This is a genomic window from Pseudomonas sp. URMO17WK12:I12, from assembly GCF_000514395.1.
Lineage (GTDB): Bacteria > Pseudomonadota > Gammaproteobacteria > Pseudomonadales > Pseudomonadaceae > Aquipseudomonas > Aquipseudomonas mucoides.
Genome location: NZ_AZVV01000013.1, coordinates 248,300 through 269,009, shown reverse-complemented (window position 1 = coordinate 269,009; position 20,710 = coordinate 248,300). Strand labels below are relative to the sequence as shown.

The window sequence follows — 20,710 nt, the reverse complement described above, 5'->3', positions numbered from 1 at the left end:
ACGGCGGAGGAGGAAATCTCCAGCAGGCGACCGGCTTCGGTAAAGCTGCGGGTTTCGGCCACATGAATGAAGGCCGTGATGCCGCTGAGGCTGTCCATCATTTGAGGTGTGCTCGGTGCTGGGAGAGGGTCAAGGCAGAGTAGAGGCGCGCGGCGAAATGGCCCGAAACGTCGGTATTTCGACCGATCAGCTTCTTGGCTCGCGCCTAGCATAGACCCTGAATCCACAGCATGGGCAACCCGCCCGTCTACCCGAAATCAGGAGAAAGGCCATGAGCACTATCGAACACGTCATTCTTGTACACGGTGCCTGGGCCGACAGCACCAGCTGGAGCAAATCGCGCGCATTGATCGAAGCCGCCGGCCTGAGCACGAGCACGGTCAACCTGCCGCTGACGTCACTGGCAGCAGATGCCGACGTCGTGTCCCAGGCCATCGCCGCCGCTCCAGGACCGGTGTTGCTGGTGGGCCATTCCTATGGCGGTGCGGTCATCAGCGAGGCAGGTGTTCACGCCAAGGTGGCGGGCCTCGTCTATATCAACGCCTTTACCCCTGACATTGGCGAATCAGCATTGGGGCTGACCGCATTGGCCGAGCCATCGCTGATGAGTGCCGAGATCCACATAGATCAGACGGGCTCGTCGAGCCTCACTTACGAGGGTGTTTTTGAAGGCTTTGCTCAGGATGTGAGTGCGCAGGAGAAGCGTCAGCTGTTTGAAAACCAGCGTCCCACCGCTGTAGCGGCACTCACCACACCACTCACTCAAGCCGCCTGGCAGCACAAGCCCAGCTGGTATTTGGTGGCGACCCTTGATAACGCCATTACACCGGCACTTCAAGAGCTGATGGTGAAGAAGATCGGCGCCATCAGCGACCATGTCGATGCGGGCCATTGCTCAATGGTTTCCAAGCCTGCGGCTGTCGCCGATCTGGTCATTCGCGCCGCCAGGTAACCGATATTTTTCCTTAATTGTTCACGCTTAGCATTTCTGCAATCTCAGAGGACACACCCATGAAACTCACTCAAAACACTATCTTCATTACCGGCGGCGGCTCTGGCATCGGCCGCGGGCTGGCCGAAGCACTGCACAAGCTGGGAAACCAGGTGATTATCTCAGGTCGGCGCAAGGGCCATCTGGAAGCCGTCGTTGCGGCCAACCCAGGCATGCATGCGGTCGAGCTGGATATTACCGATCCAGCCAGTATTACCGAGGTCGCGAAACAGTTGATCAACGAATTCCCGCAGCTCAACGTGCTGATCAATAACGCCGGGATCATGTTGCCGGACACCGCAGCCGGCCATGTGGATGACGAGTTGCTGGCGTCGACCGTTACCACCAATCTGATGGGCCCCATTCGCATGACTTCGGCGCTGATTGAGCACCTCAAGAAGGCCGATGAAGCTTATGTGGCATACACCTCCTCAGTGCTCGGCTTCGTGCCCATGGCGCTGACGGCGGTGTACAGCGCCACCAAGGCTGCGCTGCATTCTTATGCACTGTCACAGCGCTTCATGCTGCGCGATACCTCGGTCAAGGTGCTGGAAATCGCGCCGCCCTGGGTACGTACTGAGCTGATGGATAGCTCCGAAGCGGAACTGGCGATGCCATTGGATGAGTTTATTGCCGAGACGATAGCGGTGCTGGGCACGGACGCGGTGGAAATCCTGGTCGAGCGGGCCAAACCAATGCGCGCTAATGCCGGGGCCGATGAACACGCCTTTGTCACTGAGTTCAACACACAGATATTGGAACTCTACGCCCAGTGAGCACCCCGCGGCGCTTGCATGAGTGCGGGCGCCGTTATACGGACATCGACAGTTCGATCTCCATGATCGCCAGCATTACAGCCAAAAAGTCCGAAGTGTTGGGAAACGCGGCCCATTTATTCACTCCGGAAAATCACCTTTACTGATGCCAAGCGCCCCAACCCCGAAAGCCCACATGGCTATCGACCCGGGCAGATATCCAATGGCTCTACACATACACTTCAATCGAGGCAACCATGTCCAAACTTCATTCCCCAGTTAAAGTCGGGCGGTTCACCTTCGCCCACCGCATTGTATTGGCACCGCTGACCCGTATGCGTGCCGAAGAGGGCGCTCGTCCTGGCGCTCTGATGGCCGAGTACTACGCCCAGCGCACTTCCGAAGGCGGCTTCCTGATCGGTGAAGCCACCATCGCCGCGCCAAACGGCAACGGCTATCTCGGCGCACCTGGCCTGTTCGACGACAGCCAGATCGCGGGCTGGAAACACGTCACCGACGCCGTGCACGCTAAAGGCGGCAAGATCTTTCTGCAGCTTTATCATGCGGGTCGCCAATCCAATGTCGACGTGCAGCCTGCAGGCAGCATCCCCGTCGGCCCATCGGAAGTCCTGCACGGCGGCGTTGCTTACACCACCGAAGGGTGGGTACCCAATACCCCGAACCGCGCCCTGAGCATCGAGGAGATCGCAGGCTTGGTAGAAAACTTCCGCACTGCTGCCGAACGTGGCGTGAAAGCCGGTTTTGACGGCGTGGAACTGCATGGCGCCAACGGTTATTTGATCGACCAGTTCCTGCAGGACAACAGCAACAAACGCACCGACATTTACGGCGGCTCGTTCGAAAACCGCGCTCGCTTCCTGCTGGAAGTGACCAACGCGCTGATTTCAGTGTGGGGCAGTGATCGCGTGGCGGTACGTGTTGGCCCGAGCGGCACTTGGGGTGACATGGGCGACAGCGATCCAGAAGGCCTGTTCACCTACGTCGCGCAACAACTGGCGCCGCTGAACCTGGCTTACCTGCACCTGATCGAGCCGCGCATCCTGGGCAACATCGAGGACGAGAATGCCGACCCGGCGCCGGTGGCTGCCCAGCTGATGCGCAAACACTACAAAGGCGTGATCATTGCTGCCGGTGGCTTTGACGGCGAATCCGCCGAGGCCATCCTTCAGGCTGGCGACGCCGATCTGGTGGCTTTCGGTCGCCACTTCATTGCCAACCCGGACTTGCCGGAGCGCCTGCGCCACAACCTGCCGCTGAACGCTTATGACCGTCCAACCTTCTTTGGCGGCACCGAGGTGGGTTACACCGACTACGAGTTCTATAAAGAAGAAGCGACTGCGTAACGTCTTTCGCCGAGCGCGAACGGCTGTAGCGTAGAGATCAAACGAAGCCCCCTCATGGGGGCTTTTTGGTTTGTACGCGAGCTCTGATGAGCCCGGAAAAAAAAGGACAAAACATGGCTCAAAAGGCTGGTATTTCGTCCGGTGAACCTTGCTGCCGCTCCCTAACATGGGACCCATGGCACAACAACAAAGAACGTGAGTTTCGGGGGCGTTTAACTTCAGCGTCATCGCTCGACGCGCCTTCGTGAACACGCGCGCTACATCTTTAATCCACACTTGATAAAAGGAATCATCGATGAAGTTTTTATCCGCGGCACTGTTAATGGCAACTTCCACCGTTGCGTCTTGCTACGTCATGGCGGCTACGCCGGCTGCCGCGATCCACAACATTGTGCTGGTACACGGCTCCTTCGCCGACGGCTCCGGGTGGCGCGGTGTCACGGAGATTTTGGAAAAGGACGGCTTTCATGTATCGGTCGTGCAAGAGCCGGAAACCTCGCTGGATGACGACGTAAAAGCGGTCCAGCGTACGCTGGCCTTGCAGGATGGCCCGGCGGTATTGGTCGGACACAGTTACGGCGGTGTGGTGATTACCCAGGCCGGGACCGATCCGAAGGTTGCCTCGTTGGTATACGTCGCGGGTATCGCTCCGGACGCGGGTGAAGCTGCGGGCGAATTACTGCACAAAATGCCGGCGGCCTCGACGGCGATTACCCCGACGGCGGACGGTTTCGTTTACCTGGCGCCGGACAAGTTTCGCGCCGACTTTGCCGCCGACCTGCCGGAAAAGCTCACCCACTTTATGGCGTTGTCTCAAGTGCTGACCAACGGCGCCAACTTCGGCCAGAAGATTACCTCGCCGGCTTGGAAATCGAAGCCGAGCTGGGCCATCGTCGCCACCCAGGACCGGGCGATAAATCCTGATCTGGAACGCTTCATGTACACCCGTGCCGCGGCTCAGGTGACAGAAGTCAAATCCAGCCACGCGGTGTATATCTCGCACCCGAAAGAAGTGGCTGCGGTGATCGAAAAAGCGGCGTTGGCAGCCCTGCCAAAGTAACAGGCCCACGTCACTCCCGGGATGACCCTTCAAGGCCCTGTTGCAAACGCAGCAGGGCCATATTGCAGTGCGGCAGACCGCTGACCCTCATGGCCCCCAGCGCTCTTGCAAGACATCTGGCTCCTGCGAGGCACTGGGAAGAGGAGGGTAGGGAAATGGCGCCGCCGACATCGGTAAATGCGCCGGGGAAGTCCGGTGCCGATACCGATCATGGACAACAAACAGCAGGAGCTAACCGATGACCACTCATCTTCAGAATAACGGCGCCCTACACGCTGGTCAGCAGACCCAGGCGAGTAACCTCATCGTTGTTGAGTTGCGGCGCGGAAGCCCATCCGACCTCGCCCAACAGATCAGCGGTTTTATCGACAGCATGGCTGTACTTCCAAACTGCTCTCGTTATGCGCTAGCTCTGGATCCCACCGACCGTCTTACTCTGCTGATTCAGGGTGATTGGAGTTGTCCTCTGGCGATGGCCGAGCACTTTGAATCGGCCCCCTTGCAGGCGCTGATAGGTTATCTGCGTTCATCGTTTGCGTACCGGATGGAATTCAGCTGTCAGGGCCTTAGCGTCTGAAGCCGCGTCACAGTGGCGTTAGTCTCCATCCCTTCCAACCCTCTCGTTTCAGCGACAGTTGTGGTCGCTGCGGCGCTTTGGCGCGCGCCCAAAAAAACGCCTTTTCCGGTCAACGCACAATGGCTTGAAATGTCGGTTTTTCGACCGATGTCCCAAACCTATACGGCCCAAGATACTTCCCATGAGCAGCGCAGAGCAGTTGAAGCTCCGCACTCCTCACGGTGAGCCTCGGCCTGAAGTTACTACTTCTTTTCTGCGGTTCTTCACCACCCAGCTCAACTTCGCTATCCCGTTGGGGAGTTCAGTATGACCGATAAGCCAAGCTGGTATCTGCTCGCGACACAAGACAACGCCATTGCGCCTGAACTTCAATCAATGTTTGTGACCAGGATCGGAGCCGTGCAGGCCACGGTGGACGCCGGGCATTGCTCGATGATTTCCCCGCCTGGCGCAGTCGCTGAACTGGTGCTTCGCGCCGCACTCTGAGTCGCCGGACCGGCGCAACCCTTGCGCATCGATATAAAACCTCTTTTCGGAGCACGCCTGATGAATGATCTACTCGCTTTCGCCGTTGAGGCCCACGGTGGCCTGGATCGCTGGAATAGCTTCGCACAACTGCGAGCCAACGTTTCGATCGACGGTGCTATCTGGCACCTCAAGCAGCAGCCGGGTCAGCTGTTCGATAAAGAATTGGATATCAAGACCCAGACCCAGCGCCTGAGCATCACCCCCTTTGCCGGACCGAACCAACGCAGCGTGTTCCTACCCGGTCAACTGACCCTGGAAACCCTCGATGGAATCATCGTCGAACAACGCGACCAGCCCGCCGACTCCTTCGTTGGTCATACCTTGGAAAGCCCTTGGGACTTGCTACATGTGGCCTATTTTGCCAGCGAAGCGTTGTGGACCTACCTGACTTCGCCTTTTCTCTATACCTACCCCGGCTTCGAATGCAGGGAGATCGAGCCATGGAACGAAAACGGCGAAGTATGGCGACGTTTGGAAGTCACTTTCCCTGATCATATCGAGAGCCATACCCGCAAGCAGATCACCCACTTCGGGCCGGATGGCCTGATGCGTCGCCATGATTACACCGTCGACATTCTTGGCGGAGCTACCGGCGCTAACTACGTCAGTGATTACTGCGAGGTACAGGGGCTGATGATGCCGACAAAACGCCGTATCTACGCCTACGACGAAGCTGGGCAAAAAATCCCCGAGCCTTTGCTTGTGTCGCTGGACTTCAGCAAGCTCATTTTCAGCTAATTGGCTCGTCCGCCACGCTGGATGAAACCCAAGTCCAGCGTCTGCAATTCATCATCCCTTTTTGACTTCAGTTATTGCGGAGTACTTGCTCATGTCCATCGAAAATCTTTATGCCCCCCTGCGATTGGGGTCGCTGGAACTGCCTCATCGCATCGTCATGGCCCCCCTGACGCGCATGCGTTCAGCTGCCGGTGGCGTACCTACCGCCCTGAGCGCCGAGTACTACGCTCAACGTGCTTCAGCCGCGTTAATCATTACCGAAGCCACGGGCGTCAGTGTGCAGGGCATGGGTTACCCAAATATGCCGGGGCTGTACTCGGCCGAGCAAGTGGCCGGATGGTACGCAGTGACCAAGGCAGTACATGCTCAAGGCGGGCGCATCATTGCGCAAATCGTGCATGGCGGGCGGACTTCACATTCATCCTATAGCCCCGAGGGCGCTTTGCCGGTGGCGCCATCTGCATTGGCTCCGGTCGACGGCCAGGCGTTCACACCCGAATTTTCACTGGTACCTTTCGAAATCCCGCGTGCTCTGGATATCGATGAACTGCCCGGCATCGTCAATGACTTTCGTCAGGCCGCTGAAAATGCGATGGCCGCAGGTTTTGATGGGGTTGAAATTCACAGTGCCAACGGATACCTGCTCGACCAATTTCTTCAGGACAACAGTAACCTGCGTGAAGATGCCTACGGCGGTTCGATAGCAGGCCGCGCTCGCCTGCTTCTGAATGTGGTCGATGCGATTGCCCACACCATCGGCGCGGACAAAGTGGGTGTACGTCTGTCGCCGTCGGGCAATTTCAATGACATGAAAGAAAGCAACCCCACGGACCTGTTCAGCTATGTCATCCAGGCATTGAGCGAGCGTGGCATCGCCTATCTGCACTTGATCGAGCCTCGCGCTTCTTCGGTAGGCCTGGGTGATGACCTGAGTTTGGATGTCGCCAACAACGCTCGATTATTCCGCCGTCTTTTTAAAGGACCGGTGATCTCGGCGGGAGGCTACACCGCGCAGAGTGGCAGCGAAGCGATTGCTGCCGGGGATGCCGATGCCATCGCTTACGGGCGGATGTTCATTGCCAACCCGGACCTGGCCGCTCGTTTCAAATCCGGTGCTGAATTGAACGCGTACGACCGCAACACTTTCTACGGCGGCACCGAAGTGGGCTACACGGACTATCCGACACTAGTCACGGCTTGATTGAGACCCGGGTGGCTTAACTCACATTTCCACAGCTGGAACACCATGAACTCAACCCAATTCATCAAAAGCAACCGGCCGCTGTATTGGCTGGCCTTAGGCACGTTTGCCGTCGGTACCGAAAGCTTCATGATCGCGGGCCTGCTTCCCGGCATGGCCAAGGATCTTGACGTCAGCGTTGCCACGGCGGGCCAGTTGGTCACGGTATTTGCTCTGGCCTATGCACTGAGCTCTCCAGTGCTGGCTGCGCTGACCGGGAACCTGAACCGGCGCAGGCTGCTGATCGGTGCCATGGCGTTATTTGCGGTGGCCAATCTGCTGGCCTTCACGGCCAGTGGCTATTGGTCGTTGATGGCCGCGAGACTGGTGCTGGCGCTCGCGGCGGCAGTGTATGTACCCGGTGCGAACGCACTGGCCAGCGTGGTCGTGCCGCCCGAACAGCGTGGCCGCGCCATCGCTATCGTCAACGGTGGCCTGTCGCTCGCCATTGCCCTGGGTGTTCCGGCGGGCACCGTGCTGGGGGCGGCAATGGGTTGGCGCGCCACGTTCGGCAGCGTCGCGATCATTGCCGCGTTGGCCGTCGCCGGTTTGCTGATAGGGCTTCCACGCGAGATAGGAACCGGACTCGCTACCGCCAGCCTGCGCCAGCGCATTTCAACTGCGGCTCAGCCTGCGGTTTTGCATACACTGCTGATCACTACGTTGTGGGCGATGGCGAGTTACACCACTTACACCTACCTCGCGCCGCTTTTGGAAGCCACCACCTTCATAAATGGCCCCGCGATAGGCTTCGTGCTATTTGGCTGGGGTGTTTCAGCCGCAATCGGCCTGGCCATCAGCGGCCGAACGGTAGACCGCAAAGGTCCGCGCGCAGTGATCCTGCCAGCGTTGGCGACATCCACTACGGCGTTCGTCGTCCTGTCGCTGGCGCCACACTTTATCGATAGACAGTTCGTAGTTGTGCCGATAGTCCTCGCCATCGCTGCGTGGGGCGTGGCTCACTGGGCTTTTTATCCTGCCCAGCAAACCACGCTGGTCGGCGTGGCTGGTGTTGCGAGCGCGCCGGTGGTGTTGTCGCTCAACGCCTCCTTCATGTACCTCGGTTTCTCACTGGGTGCGGGTCTTGGCTCCCTGACATTGCACTACAGCTCGTTGGCCAACCTTGGCTTTGTCAGCGCCCTCTGCACAGCGACAGCCTTGATCTTGGCCTACATATCCGGTCGTCGACCTGCACCGCAACTTCAACCTTCAAATTAAATAATCTGTACGCTCAAAAAGTAGCGTTCCAAGAATGAATAACGGCGGCCAATGGCCGCCGTTATTCTGCTGCGAAAAGATAGAAGCTTATACGTCAGCGTTAGAACCGAAGGTCCGGCGCAACGATTGCGGGGATTGACCATATACGCGCAGGAAGGCCCGGCGCATACGCTCACGGTCGCCAAAGCCGGTCTCCGAGGCCACCGCTTCAAGCGTTAGACGCCCTTGTTCGATCATCAATCGTGCGGCCTCCAGACGTAGATTTTCGATGGCCTTGGCGGGTGAGCTTCCGGTCTGCTCGCGAAAGCTTCGACTGAATTGCCGAGGACTCAGGCAAGCCGCATCCGCAAGGTCTTCTACGGAAAGGTCGCGGCGCAGGTTTTTTCGAGCGAAGTCCAGCGACTGCTGAATCCGGTCGGAGCTCGGACTCAGTTCCAGCATCGCCGAATGCTGGGACTGCCCACCCGCGCGGCGATGGTAAAGCACCAGCCGCTGAGAGACAGTCCGGGCCAGTGCGGCACCGTAATCCTTCTCGACCATACCGATGGTTAAATCGAGCGCAGCGGTCATGCCCGCCGAGGTCCAGATCTTGCCATCGATGATGAAGATGCGATCTTCTTCTACCTTAATTGCGGGAAATCTATCGCGCATTTCCTTGGCGCGAGCCCAGTGCACTGTGGCTCGACGCCCATCGAGCAACCCGGACTCGGCAAGCGCGAAAGCGCCGACGCACAAAGCGCCTACCCGCCGTGAATCGGCATTGGCTTCAACCAGAAAGGAGTGAATACCGTTCGACGCCGAACTGCGATCCATTGCACCGCTGATCAAGACGGTATCGAAATCTGTCTTGTTGAACTGCTGAGTATCAACCGAGGTGAACAGGGAGCTGGCGACCAATCCACCCTGCTCGGATAGCACGCTGATGTCATAGAGTTTTTCGCCCGCGGCCAGGTTGGCAAACTCGAAAGCTGAAAGCGCAGCAAGGCTCATAACCTGAAAATCGGGCCGTACGATCAACGCAACACTTTGCATAAAGACTCCCGTTCGCCCAGTTGATCAGTGGCTTGACGCATGATGTCTGGTGACATGCGAAACGTAATCATGCGCGAAAATCGCCGGACTGCAAGCAGAACCGCGATTTCGAGGGGGTTAGCGTTTTTTGCCGGGTAAATTCGGTAAGGCCGATACTGAGGCACGAGAAACTTCAACCCGCAGCCAGTGCCTCATTGAGCTGCACTACGAACTCCAGATCGCCAGGCTCCACGCTGGCACGCATTACCGCAACCGGATGACCATCTGTTGACTGGCTGTAGATTCCAGTGCGCTGGGGTGGTCACCGTATTGATCATCATCGGCAATGGTCATCAAGTTGATGCTGCGGCTGTCGGTGGTGTCGGTAGCGGCGTCTTACGGCCCGACTCAGTGAAGACAGATTAAGCAGCTTGCACTCCGTCAACAGGTCGGAATACCAATATTTCCGCCCATAAACTTGACCAACACGAGGCCGGAAATGATGGTTTTACGGCCTTTACCGACATACGGGCGTTCACTACTCTGGTCCTATTTCATGCACCCGCCTTTGGAGCAAACCGCATGACTCATAAAGGCACGGCAGTTATAACCGGCGCTGGTACCGCGATAGGCACAGCGTTCGCCCACCGACTGACTCAGCGGGGCTACGACTTGATTTTAATTGCCGTGGATCGGCCGCAATTAATGACGCTCGCTGCAGCGCTCACTGACTCCAGCGGACGATCGGTTGAAGTGCTGAATGCCGATTTGGCTGTGTCCGCCGAAGTTGTCCGCATTGAGGCCTTGTTAAGCCAGGACGCCAGTATCACATTGCTCATCAACCATCACGATATCCCTGAGGAAGATGAGATAGGGGCCACAATCGCCTTGGGGATCACTGCTCCCGTACGCTTGTCTTACGCATTGGCAAATGGTTTCGTAAAGAGGGGCGCCGGAACGGTTATCAATCTGGTGCCCGTGTTCGAGACGAGTTCCGGTGCTGCCATTGAGTCGGCGAGTAGCGCTTTTTTGCTCTCGCTATCCCACGCGCTGCGCCAGCGTTTCAATAAAGTCGCAGTACGTGTTCAAGCAATTTTGTATGCCGGTTCACAGCAGACCCGATATCAAAGCGCAGTGGCCATTGTGGATGCCGCGCTAGAGGATTTTGATTCTGGAGAAGCCATCTCGCTACCCAGTGTTGCCGATCGGGAGGTATGGAATACATTTGAGGTTGCCCGGCTGGAATTGCTCAGCCGGGTAGCAGGGGGCCCCAATATCGTTTCACCTGCACGTCTGCTCCATTGACCCGTGGCGGGCAGCGAATGCGTGTCTCCCCCCTAAGTGATTGCAGGCATCCTCGTCCGGATAGAGCGGATATCCAGCCCGTTTTAGTTCAGCCGCCGACAAGGACGATTACGGTTTTCAGTCGGCTAGCCCAGCGATCACCAGGGAGTCCTGTTCATCCGGCCTGCGTGGTATTGCTCCCGCGGATATCGATGCCCAAGAACATCTCAAGTGCCTCGTATGGCATCGGTTTGGCAAAGTAATAGCCCTGAAAAATGTCGCAGCGACTGCCCTTCAGGAAATTCACCTGAGACGCCGTTTCCACGCCTTCGGCGACCACTGTCAGGCTGAGGTGATGGGCCATGGAAATAATGCCTTGGGTGATGGCGGCATCGTGATGGTCGGTGGCGATATCCTGGATGAACGAGCGGTCAATCTTGATCTTGTCGATGGGCAAACGCTTGAGGTAGCTGAGGCTTGAAAAGCCGGTGCCGAAATCATCGAGCGCAATGCGTACACCCAAGGCTTTGAGCCGGTGTAACGTATCGATGGCCTGTTCAACGTTATGCAGCAAGAGCGACTCGGTAATCTCCAGTTCCAACTGCCCGGCGCTAACTCCGTGCTTGCTCAGCACTGTCTGGATACACTCAACGAACTGGCCGCGCTGGAAATGCATCGGCGAAATATTCACGGCCATCGAGATGCCTGTGAGGCCCTGATCGCCTAGCTGGCGCAGCTGCGCGCAAGCCGTATCGAGGACCCAAAGGCTCAGTGGGATGATTTGACCACTGTCTTCTGCCACCGGCACAAACACCGCTGGAGAGATAAAGCCTTTCTCCGGATGTTCCCAACGCAGCAACGCCTCGATCCCGACTACCCGACCGGTGCGCGCGTCTATCTGCGGTTGATAATGCAGTTCAAACGACTGAGTTTCGATCGCCTTTTGCAGGTCATTGCGCAGGCTTGCGTGCTCGCAAACACGTTGATTGAGATCGCTGGTGTACCACTGGAAGTTGTTGCGCCCTTGCTGCTTGGCTTTGTACATGGCCATGTCAGCTTGCTGGATCAGCTGCATCGGCTGCTCGATGTCACCATCACTCAGGGTGATGCCGATACTTGCACTCACGTGCAGGTCAATGCCCTGGAGGCAGTAGGGTCTGGCAATGCTGGCCATCAATCGCTCGGCCACCGGTACAACGTCCTCATCCCGAAGCAGATCTGGCAGCAAGACGATAAATTCGTCACCGCCCATGCGCACGATGGTATCCCCGGGACGAACCTGTTGGGTCATGCGCTGCGCCACTTCAATCAGCACCTGATCGCCGAAGCAGTGTCCGATCGAATCGTTGATGGATTTGAATCCATCCAGATCAATGCACATCACCGCCAGACGACGCTTACGCCGACGACTGATGTGACAATCCAGAATAAGCCGGTCTTCAAGCGAAACACGGTTAAGCAAACCGGTTAGCCGGTCATGGCTGGCGTTGAAGCTCAATTGGCGCTCGTAATGCTTCTGCTCGCTGATGTCCCGGGCAATGCCAAATACCCCGACGATCTTTCCGTTGACCATGATCGGCAGGTTAGAGATGTCCATGGTCAACAGGTTTTCATTCTCGTCGCGAACCCGTGCCTCGAAGCGTTGCGGCTCGCCGGTGCGGGCAGCGGAAAAATGCCGACTGACCCGTTCCAGGTCTTCTTCGAGCACCAGGTGGGAAAAATGATGACCGATGAAGTCGGTTGCAGTGTGCGGTTTCAGCTTCAGGCCTGCTGGATTCACACTCTGGATATTGCCAGCCAGATCGAGGGCGAACACCGGGTTGGGGTTGTAGGTAAACAATGAACGAAAACGTTGTTCGCTTTCCTCCAGACGGTGGCCGTCACGCTCATGGCGGATCGCAATGGCCGCCAGCTGCGCCGCACAGGTCAGCCGTTGAATCTGCGCCTCATTCGGTCCATTGGCCCGATCCTGGTACAGCGCAAACGTCCCCACCACACAGCCCTGATGCGAGAATAACGGCAACGACCAGCAGGAGCGCAGATTGTGCCCCAGCGCCAGACTCCGGAAACGCTCCCAGCTCGGATCCAGGGCAATGTCTACGGTGACCACCAATTCGCGCCGGAATGCTGCGGTGCCGCAGGTCCCTTCCTGTGGACCGATGGGCATGCCATGGATGGCCTGACTGTATTCAGGCGGTAGGCCAGGCGCCGCACCGTTCAGCAGATGCTTGCCCTGAGCATCGGTGAGCAGTATCGAACAACGCGTGTCAGGCTCTTGTGCGTCGAGCATCAGGCAGATGGCGGCCAGAACGTCGCCCAGTGGATGATTGGTCGCGATCATGCCGAGAATGTCACGCTGCGACTCGGGGAGAGCCACGCTGTGAAAGCTCGTGCAGAGGGTATTCATGATGGTTCCTGAGGACTGCCGAGACCATCCGATCTTCAAAGAGTCTGGAAAAGTGGGCGGTCGGGTGCAGTCCGCTCGCACTCCGATCCCGCTCTTTATAGAACACCGACCCAGCCACAGAACAGACTCAGATCCACAATAAAAAACCGTATCAGATTGGCTCCGTTTGGCTGATTTAGAGCTGTAACAGATGTTGCAGCGCGTCGAATACAGAACACTCAGCTTCTATATTTCAGCGCCTCCACCAATGCAGAAAAGGCGGGAGAGGTCTGGCGTCTGTTGGGGTAATACAAGTGGTAACCCTGAAACTCGGGGCACCAGTCGGCCAGGACTTCTTTGAGGCGGCCGTCGGCCAGATACGGTGCGACCAATTCCTCGGGTACATAGGCCAGACCAATGCCATCAACGGCGGCATTGAGAACATGCATGATGCTGTTGAAAACCAGTGGCCCATCTGCCTTGACCGTAAACGCCCGGCCATCTCGTTCAAACTCCCAGGCGTAAATCGCCCCTGATGGCCTGTGTCGGATATTCACGCAGTCATGCCCGGTCAGTTCATAGGGGGTTGTGGGTGCCGGGTTGTGTTCGAAATAGGCTGGAGAGCCCACCACCGCCAACCGCCAATCCGGTCCTATGCGAACGGCGATCATGTCCTTGCTGATCGATTCGCCCAGGCGAATGCCGGCATCGAAGCGTTCCTCGACCACGTTGGTGAATCCATAGTCGACGTAGAACTCCAGGGTGATATCCGGGTAATTCTTCAAGAAGCCTGCAAGCATCGGCCGAATGCACAACTCAATCTGATCGTCAGTGCAGGAAATACGAATCGTGCCACTGGGCTTGTCCCGTAATTCGCTCAAGGCTTCGATCTCAACAGCGATTTGATCAAAAAGCGGGGCGATCGAGCGCATCAATCGCTCGCCTGCCTCTGTCGGCGACACATTGCGTGTCGTGCGGGCGAGCAGACGTATTCCCAGTCTTTGTTCAAGTGCCCGGATCGTATGACTCAGTGCAGAAGGCGTAATGCCCAGTTTGGCTGCGGCTTTGGTGAAGCTTTGATCGCGTGCCACTGCCAGAAAAGCTTGGAGATCGTTGACTTTGGTATGGGCCATTGCTGAGTTTTTCTCAAAAGCACATGAAGATTACACCTACTAATCAAGGTATCTCGAATCCGTCAAGCTCTGTCACCTATCTGGAACGGAGTACTGAGGATGAGCGAGACACCTGTATTCGACACCCCGACAGGTGATGCCCTCGGCACGCCGGGAACTGGGGAACGGCCGGCTTACTGGAGTGGCATCTTTGCGATGACACTGTGCGTATTCGCGCTGATCGCCTCCGAGTTCATGCCTGTCAGTTTACTCACGCCGATTGCGTCGGATCTGCACATCAGTGAAGGACTGGCCGGGTATGGGATTGCCATCTCCGGCGCTTTCGCGGTGCTGACAAGCCTTTCGATTTCCAGGCTTGCGGGCGCAATGGACCGCAAGACGCTGTTGCTGCTACTGACCGGGATTATGTGCGTGTCGGGGCTGGTGGTTGGTCTGGCGCCAAACTATACGGTGTACATGATGGGGCGTGCGCTGATCGGCGTGGTGATCGGCGGGTTCTGGTCGATGTCGGCGGCAATGGCCATGCGCCTGGTACCGTCCCATAGCGTTCCCAAGGCGCTGGCAGTCTTCAACGGCGGCAATGCGCTGGCAACCGTAGTGGCCGCCCCACTGGGAAGCTATCTGGGGAGTGTCATCGGTTGGCGGGGTGCTTTTCTCTGCCTGATTCCGGTAGCGATCATCGCATTGATCTGGCAGTGGATCAGCCTGCCAGCCATGACGGCGGCGCCGCGTAAAGCGGGCACGGGCAATGTCTTTCGATTGTTGAAGAGCCGATTGGTCCGTTTCGGCATGTTGAGCGTGGGCATTTTCTTCATGGGGCAGTTTGTATTGTTCACCTATCTGCGCCCGTTTCTGGAGACCGTCACGGGTGTAGAGGTCTCCCTGTTGTCGATGATCCTGCTGGTCATCGGCGTGGCGGGTTTTGTCGGGACCCTTCTGATCGGCAGTTTCCTGAAAACCGGCCTGTACCGCGTCCTGGTCAGCATTCCACTCTTAATGGCCGCCATTGCACTGTCCTTGATTGTCCTTGGCGGTGGCGTCGTGGCTGCTTTTGTATTACTGGGGCTGTGGGGCCTGATCGCGACGGCGGCACCTGTGGGGTGGTGGTCGTGGTTGGCCAAGGCGTTGCCCAAGGATGCTGAAGCCGGTGGCGGCCTGATGGTGGCGGTCATTCAGCTATCCATTGCCCTGGGCTCTACCCTCGGCGGGCTGTTGTTCGACGGGAGCGGCTATCGCATGACCTTTCTCGCCAGCGCTATCTTGCTGGTGCTCGCGGCAGTGATGGCCTTGTTCACATCGCGAAGCACCGTCAATCAGTGATGAAACTCAAAATTGTCCTTGTCCGTTTGACGAGCCGGAACCCTGTGCCTAGGGTTCTTGCAGGCATTCAGTCGTCAGACTGGCGTGGTGCCAACTTGCTCAGAACAAACGAGGTGGACATGAACAGGACGTTTAACCGGGGCTGGACATTAGTTGCGGCACTTGTCGTGGTGGGTTCAACGCTTTTCACGGGATGTGCGAGCAAGAACGATCCGATCACACAGGCAGACAAGGCTGATGTGGCCAAGGGCGTACCCGCGCCGAGCCTCGAACAGACGAAGGCTATCGCCGAGGAAGGCTTTATCTACGGCCTGCCGCTGGTGATGAACTACGCCGTGATGAACGAGTTCGCGGTGGACCCCAAGTCCAGCCAGTTCAAGGCGCCCTTCAACCGACTGTATAACGAACATCGGGTCGCGACGCCCGCTGACACTGCCGTCATTACGCCAAACAGCGACACTCCATACTCGATACTTTGGACCGACCTGCGTGCCGAGCCTCTGGTGATCACCGTGCCGGCAGTCTCCAAAAAGCGCTATTACTCGGTGCAGCTGATCGACGGCAACACCTATAACTTCGGCTACATCGGCAGCCGGGCAACGGCCAGCGCGCCCGGGAGCTATCTGATTGCAGGCCCTGACTGGAAAGGGGCGACACCGCCTGGCATCGATAAAGTGTTCACCTCCACGACCCCCTTTGCCCTGACGTTGATCCGGACCCAGTTGTTCAATCCAGCCGACATGCCCAATGTCGAGAAGGTTCAGGCGGGTTACAAGGTCCAGCCGCTTTCAGCCTTCCTCCATCAACCAGCGCCGCCCGCGGCCCCGAAGATTGATTTCGTGCCGGCCACCACGGCGGGGATCAAGGACAATTTCTTCGAGTACCTGTCGGCCGCGTTGGAGTATGTGCCGCCATCGGCTGACGACAAGCAGATCCGGGCGAAGCTGGCCAGCATCGGCGTAGGCCCCGGCCGGCGCTTCGAATTCAAAGACCTCTCGCTCGAACACAAAGCGGTAGTCTTGCTGGGAATGAAGGCCGGCGATGAGAAGGTGGACCAGTTTCTCTCGAGCGGCATGAAAAACATCAATGGCTGGAACGTCGGTGCGTTCTTCGGCGACCAGGCGTTCTACAAGGCCGACTGGCTGATGCGTGCCGGTGCCGCGAAGGGCGGCCTTTACGGCAATGACGCCGTTGAGGCGATGTACCCCTATACCCGCACCGACGGCAACGGCCAGACGCTGGATACCAGCAAGCGCAACTACACGCTTACCTTCCCGGCCGGCAAGCTGCCGCCGGTCAATGCCTTTTGGTCGGTGACCCTGTACGACGGCAAGAGCCAACTGCTGATCAAGAATCCGCTCAACCGTTACCTGATCAATTCGCCGATGCTGTCGGCCATGAAGAAAAACACGGATGGCTCACTGACGATTTACATCCAGAAGGACTCCCCCGGCAAGGCCAAGGAAGCCAACTGGCTGCCGGCACCTGACGACACGGTCTATCTGGTGATGCGTCTCTACTGGCCGAAGACCGCACCGCCTTCGATTCTTCCCCCTGGCGAAGGCAGCTGGCAGCCACCGGCGGTGGTGGTATCGAAGTAGTGCGACCCCTTGCTGACACTCGCTGCAAGTGGGTGTCGGCAAGTGCTGCTTTTGCTGTGCAGGTGTGCAACAACCCTCATTCCGTCGCCCCACGTGCCCATCTCGTTTTTGCCCGCTACAATGCGCACCTACCGTGATAACCAGATAAAAAATATGTCTCTTCCCAAACATCACCTGGAATTGCTCAGCCCCGCCCGTGACGTGAGCATCGCTCGCGAGGCCATCCTGCATGGCGCCGACGCCGTGTACATCGGTGGCCCGAGCTTCGGCGCCCGGCACAATGCCTGCAACGAAGTCAGCGATATTGCGCAACTCGTGGAGTTCGCCCGTCGCTATCACGCCCGCGTGTTCACCACGATCAACACGATCCTGCATGACAACGAACTGGAGCCGGCGCGCAAGCTGATCCACCAGTTGTACGATGCCGGCGTCGACGCGTTGATCGTTCAGGATCTGGGGGTGATGGAGCTGGATATCCCGCCGATCGAGCTGCACGCCAGCACCCAGACCGACATCCGCACGCTGGCACGGGCGAAGTTTCTGGACCAGGCGGGTTTCTCCCAACTGGTATTGGCCCGCGAGCTGAACCTGCAAGAAATTCGCGCCATCGCCGACGAGACCGATGCCGCGATCGAATTCTTCATCCACGGCGCGTTGTGCGTGGCGTTCTCCGGGCAGTGCAATATTTCCCACGCCCAGAACGGTCGTAGTGCCAACCGGGGCGACTGCTCCCAGGCCTGTCGTTTGCCTTATACCCTCAAGGACGATCAGGGCCGCGTCGTCGCCTACGAAAAACACCTGCTGTCGATGAAAGACAACAATCAGAGCGCCAACATCCGGGCGTTGGTCGAAGCCGGGGTTCGCTCGTTCAAGATCGAAGGGCGCTACAAGGACATGGGCTATGTGAAGAACATCACGGCCTATTACCGTCAGCGTCTGGACGACGTGCTGGAAGACCGCCCGGACCTGGCGCGGGCCTCCAGCGGCCGCACCGCGCACTTCTTCGTGCCCGACCCGGACAAGACCTTCCACCGTGGCAGCACCGATTACTTCGTCACTGATCGCAAGATCGACATCGGCGCCTTCGACTCGCCGACCTTCACGGGCTTGTCGGTGGGCGTGGTGGAGAAGGTCGGCAAGCGTGATTTGCAGGTGGTGACCTTCGAGCCGCTGTCCAATGGCGACGGCCTTAATGTGCAGATCAAACGCGAGGTGGTGGGTTTCCGCGCCAACATCGCCGAGCCCAAGGGTGAATTCCTCGAAGACGGCCAGAAGCGCTATCGCTACCGGGTCGAACCCAACGAGATGCCAGACGGGATGTTCAAGCTGCGGCCCAACCATCCACTGAGCCGCAACCTTGACCATAACTGGCAGCAAGCCTTGCAGAAGACTTCCGCCGAACGCCGTATCGGTTTGAGTTGGGTGGCCCGTCTGGATGAACAGCGCCTGCAATTGACCGCCACGAGCGAGGAGGGCGTCAGCGCGAGCCTGTCGCTGGACGGTCCGTTCGGTCTGGCCAACAAGCCGGAGCAGGCCCTGGAGCAACTGCGCGACCTGCTCGGTCAATTGGGCACCACGGACTACCACGCCACTGCCATTGAGCTGGATGCACCCCAGGCGTTCTTCATTCCCAACTCGCAGCTCAAAGCCTTGCGTCGCGAAGTGATCGAGGCATTGACCGCGGCCCGGCTGCTCGCCCACCCGCGAGGTCACCGCAAGGCCGAAACCACGCCGCCGCCGGTGTATCCGGAGTCGCACCTGTCGTTCCTGGCCAACGTCTACAACCAGAAGGCCCGGGACTTCTATCACCGCCACGGCGTCAAGCTGATCGACGCGGCGTTTGAGGCTCATGAAGAAACCGGGGAAGTGCCAGTGATGATCACCAAGCACTGCCTGCGGTTCTCTTTCAATCTGTGCCCCAAGCAAGCCAAAGGCGTGACCGGTGTGCGCACCAAAGTCGCGCCAATGCAACTGGTGCACGGTGACGAAGTGCTGACCCTGAAGTTCGACTGCAAGCCTTGCGAAATGCACGTCATCGGCAAGATCAAGGGCCACATCCTTGACCTGCCACTGCCGGGCAGTGGTTCAGAGCCGGTGGTGGGTTACATCAGCCCTGAAGACTTGCTGAAGACGATTCCTCGCGCGCCGCATTGAGTGACGGGCGAGGCAGAGGTCATCGTCAATGCCGATGACCTCTGCACTCGACGATCAGGCTTGCGCCGCACTCATGCCGTCAGTGGTCACGGATTTTTTGCGCACCGCTTGATAAAGCAGGCTCGACACCATGAAGCCCACGACGGCCAGCAGGCTCATCAAGGTGAAGACATAGTTGTAACCCTGTTCACCGGGGAAATGATCGAGGATCGCGCCGTAGATGACGTAGGCAAACATGCCGGGCGCATAGCCGATCAGGCAACCGATGCCGAAGGCCGAGCCGGTGATGTGTTGGGGAATGCCGACTTCACCCATGGGCGCCCAGAACACCCCGCGCATGGAGAACACGATCAAGGCGAAGGACAGGGTGGCAGCCATGCCCGCATAGATGAAGCCCGGGCTTTTCGGAATCAACATAATTACGCCCATCAGCGGCAACAGCGCCAGGAATGCCCACTTCAGGTAGCGACTGGTGCTCTTGAATTGCTTGTCGGCAATAAAACCGCCGGCAGGTCCGCCGAGGATCTTCAGGAAGTACTGGTTGATGATGCCGTAGGCGCCCACCAATGCCACGGGCAACCCGTACATTTCCTTGAGGTAGGGAATGAAATAGGTCAGGCCGCAATAGACGATGTAGACCATGAACACGTTGAGGCTGACCAGCCAGATGCCTGGAACCTTGATCGCTTCCATCAGGTTCGCCAGGCCATTCTTGGGCTTGGCCACCGACTGCGCGTTGCCGCTCTTGAGCAGGAACCAGGTCAGGGTGCCGGCCAAAATGTCGATGACCGAGTAGAACAGGATCGCCGACTTCAGGCCGGTTTCGCCCGAACCCATGGCGACGAACACGCCCAGCGCCGAAAACGCCACCAGTGTATCCACCACGCCACGCCCGCCTTCGAGCAGGCCGAACAACCGGCCTTGCTCCTGATCGTCACCCAGGTTGCGGATGGCTTTGAGCAGCGATGGCCAGAACAGGCAGTCGGCGCACACGGCTAACAGACTGAACACGATCAGTAAATTGCTGAAGGGCGGAAAGGTCGCCAGGTACAACCCCAGGCCACCGGTGCCGATCAGGCCGAGGGGGATCAGCTTGCGCGTGTCGTAGCGATCGGCGAGCAGGCCGCCCAGCACAAACAGCGCAGTGGCGATGATCGCGTTGGCACTGAGCAGCATGCCGATTTCAGTGTGGCTCAACCCCATGAATTCCTGCATGGGCACGTAAAAGGCGTCCTTGAGATTGGCCAGTTTGTAGATGGTGCCGCCCCCGAGGATGAGGATCAGGAATCGGAGCCATTTGGCCTTGTTTTGAGTTGTCATTATTGTTCTCCGGGCGTAATCGGGTCGTCA

18 protein-coding genes are annotated in these 20,710 nt (G+C 58.2%); 13 read left to right on the top strand and 5 right to left on the bottom strand.

Annotated features, from left to right (window positions below; all coding sequences use genetic code 11):
• A partial coding sequence (locus tag D882_RS1000000133220; protein WP_177327620.1) for a LysR family transcriptional regulator occupies positions 1-98 on the bottom strand: 98 nt, incomplete at its 3' end.
• A gap of 173 nt (positions 99-271) precedes the next feature.
• Between D882_RS1000000133220 and D882_RS0119770 the strand changes: the two genes are divergently transcribed.
• The 9 genes from D882_RS0119770 to D882_RS0119730 all read left to right on the top strand — a co-directional run bounded on the left by D882_RS0119770 (position 272) and on the right by D882_RS0119730 (position 8,471).
• Positions 272-952 (top strand): alpha/beta hydrolase, encoded by a 681-nt coding sequence (locus D882_RS0119770; protein ID WP_027924834.1) that lies wholly within the window; start codon positions 272-274, stop codon positions 950-952.
• A gap of 59 nt (positions 953-1,011) precedes the next feature.
• Entirely contained in the window at positions 1,012-1,767 is a 756-nt protein-coding gene (locus D882_RS0119765) for an SDR family oxidoreductase (RefSeq protein WP_027924833.1), read from the top strand.
• A gap of 236 nt (positions 1,768-2,003) precedes the next feature.
• The gene (locus D882_RS0119760) at positions 2,004-3,110 is read left to right on the top strand and encodes an alkene reductase (protein WP_027924832.1); all 1,107 of its coding nucleotides are present in this window, start codon (positions 2,004-2,006) and stop codon (positions 3,108-3,110) included.
• Between the two features lie 295 nt (positions 3,111-3,405).
• Positions 3,406-4,170, top strand: a complete 765-nt coding sequence (locus tag D882_RS0119755) for an alpha/beta fold hydrolase (protein WP_027924831.1) — start codon at positions 3,406-3,408, stop codon at positions 4,168-4,170.
• A gap of 238 nt (positions 4,171-4,408) precedes the next feature.
• Positions 4,409-4,747: a hypothetical protein gene (locus tag D882_RS0119750; RefSeq protein WP_027924830.1), complete on the top strand. Its 339-nt coding sequence runs from the start codon at positions 4,409-4,411 to the stop codon at positions 4,745-4,747.
• 306 nt (positions 4,748-5,053) lie between these two features.
• Positions 5,054-5,233: a hypothetical protein gene (locus D882_RS0119745; protein ID WP_027924829.1), complete on the top strand. Its 180-nt coding sequence runs from the start codon at positions 5,054-5,056 to the stop codon at positions 5,231-5,233.
• A 60-nt stretch (positions 5,234-5,293) separates the two neighbouring features.
• A complete protein-coding gene (locus D882_RS0119740; RefSeq protein ID WP_027924828.1) occupies positions 5,294-6,013 on the top strand; it encodes a hypothetical protein in 720 nt (239 codons plus the stop codon).
• A 91-nt stretch (positions 6,014-6,104) separates the two neighbouring features.
• Positions 6,105-7,214, top strand: coding sequence for an alkene reductase (locus D882_RS0119735; RefSeq protein ID WP_027924827.1), 1,110 nt, complete (start codon positions 6,105-6,107; stop codon positions 7,212-7,214).
• Between the two features lie 45 nt (positions 7,215-7,259).
• A complete protein-coding gene (locus tag D882_RS0119730; protein WP_027924826.1) occupies positions 7,260-8,471 on the top strand; it encodes an MFS transporter in 1,212 nt (403 codons plus the stop codon).
• A gap of 87 nt (positions 8,472-8,558) precedes the next feature.
• Here D882_RS0119730 and D882_RS0119725 read toward each other — a convergent pair whose 3' ends face one another.
• Positions 8,559-9,503 carry a GlxA family transcriptional regulator gene (locus tag D882_RS0119725; protein WP_027924825.1) on the bottom strand — a complete coding sequence of 315 codons (945 nt, stop codon included), beginning with the start codon at positions 9,501-9,503 and terminating at the stop codon, positions 8,559-8,561.
• Between the two features lie 561 nt (positions 9,504-10,064).
• Here D882_RS0119725 and D882_RS0119720 point away from each other — a divergent pair.
• Positions 10,065-10,787, top strand: a complete 723-nt coding sequence (locus tag D882_RS0119720) for an SDR family oxidoreductase (protein ID WP_027924824.1) — start codon at positions 10,065-10,067, stop codon at positions 10,785-10,787.
• Between the two features lie 154 nt (positions 10,788-10,941).
• Here D882_RS0119720 and D882_RS0119715 read toward each other — a convergent pair whose 3' ends face one another.
• Together D882_RS0119715 and D882_RS0119710 are read right to left on the bottom strand one after the other, a co-directional pair.
• Complete coding sequence (locus D882_RS0119715; protein WP_027924823.1) at positions 10,942-13,173, bottom strand: bifunctional diguanylate cyclase/phosphodiesterase; 2,232 nt, start codon at positions 13,171-13,173, stop codon at positions 10,942-10,944.
• A 218-nt stretch (positions 13,174-13,391) separates the two neighbouring features.
• A complete protein-coding gene (locus tag D882_RS0119710; RefSeq protein WP_027924822.1) occupies positions 13,392-14,285 on the bottom strand; it encodes a LysR family transcriptional regulator in 894 nt (297 codons plus the stop codon).
• A 195-nt stretch (positions 14,286-14,480) separates the two neighbouring features.
• Here D882_RS0119710 and D882_RS01000000131270 point away from each other — a divergent pair, with 195 nt between their 5' ends.
• The 3 genes from D882_RS01000000131270 to D882_RS0119695 all read left to right on the top strand — a co-directional run bounded on the left by D882_RS01000000131270 (position 14,481) and on the right by D882_RS0119695 (position 19,360).
• Positions 14,481-15,605 (top strand): MFS transporter, encoded by a 1,125-nt coding sequence (locus D882_RS01000000131270; RefSeq protein WP_032833610.1) that lies wholly within the window; start codon positions 14,481-14,483, stop codon positions 15,603-15,605.
• A 119-nt stretch (positions 15,606-15,724) separates the two neighbouring features.
• Positions 15,725-17,206, top strand: coding sequence for a DUF1254 domain-containing protein (locus D882_RS0119700; RefSeq protein ID WP_027924821.1), 1,482 nt, complete (start codon positions 15,725-15,727; stop codon positions 17,204-17,206).
• A 153-nt stretch (positions 17,207-17,359) separates the two neighbouring features.
• Positions 17,360-19,360, top strand: a complete 2,001-nt coding sequence (locus D882_RS0119695; RefSeq protein WP_027924820.1) for a U32 family peptidase — start codon at positions 17,360-17,362, stop codon at positions 19,358-19,360.
• Positions 19,361-19,414: 54 nt separating this feature from the next.
• Here the strand turns inward: D882_RS0119695 and D882_RS0119690 are convergent, their stop codons facing one another.
• Positions 19,415-20,680, bottom strand: coding sequence for a nitrate/nitrite transporter (locus D882_RS0119690; RefSeq protein WP_027924819.1), 1,266 nt, complete (start codon positions 20,678-20,680; stop codon positions 19,415-19,417).
• Positions 20,681-20,710: the final 30 nt, after the last annotated feature.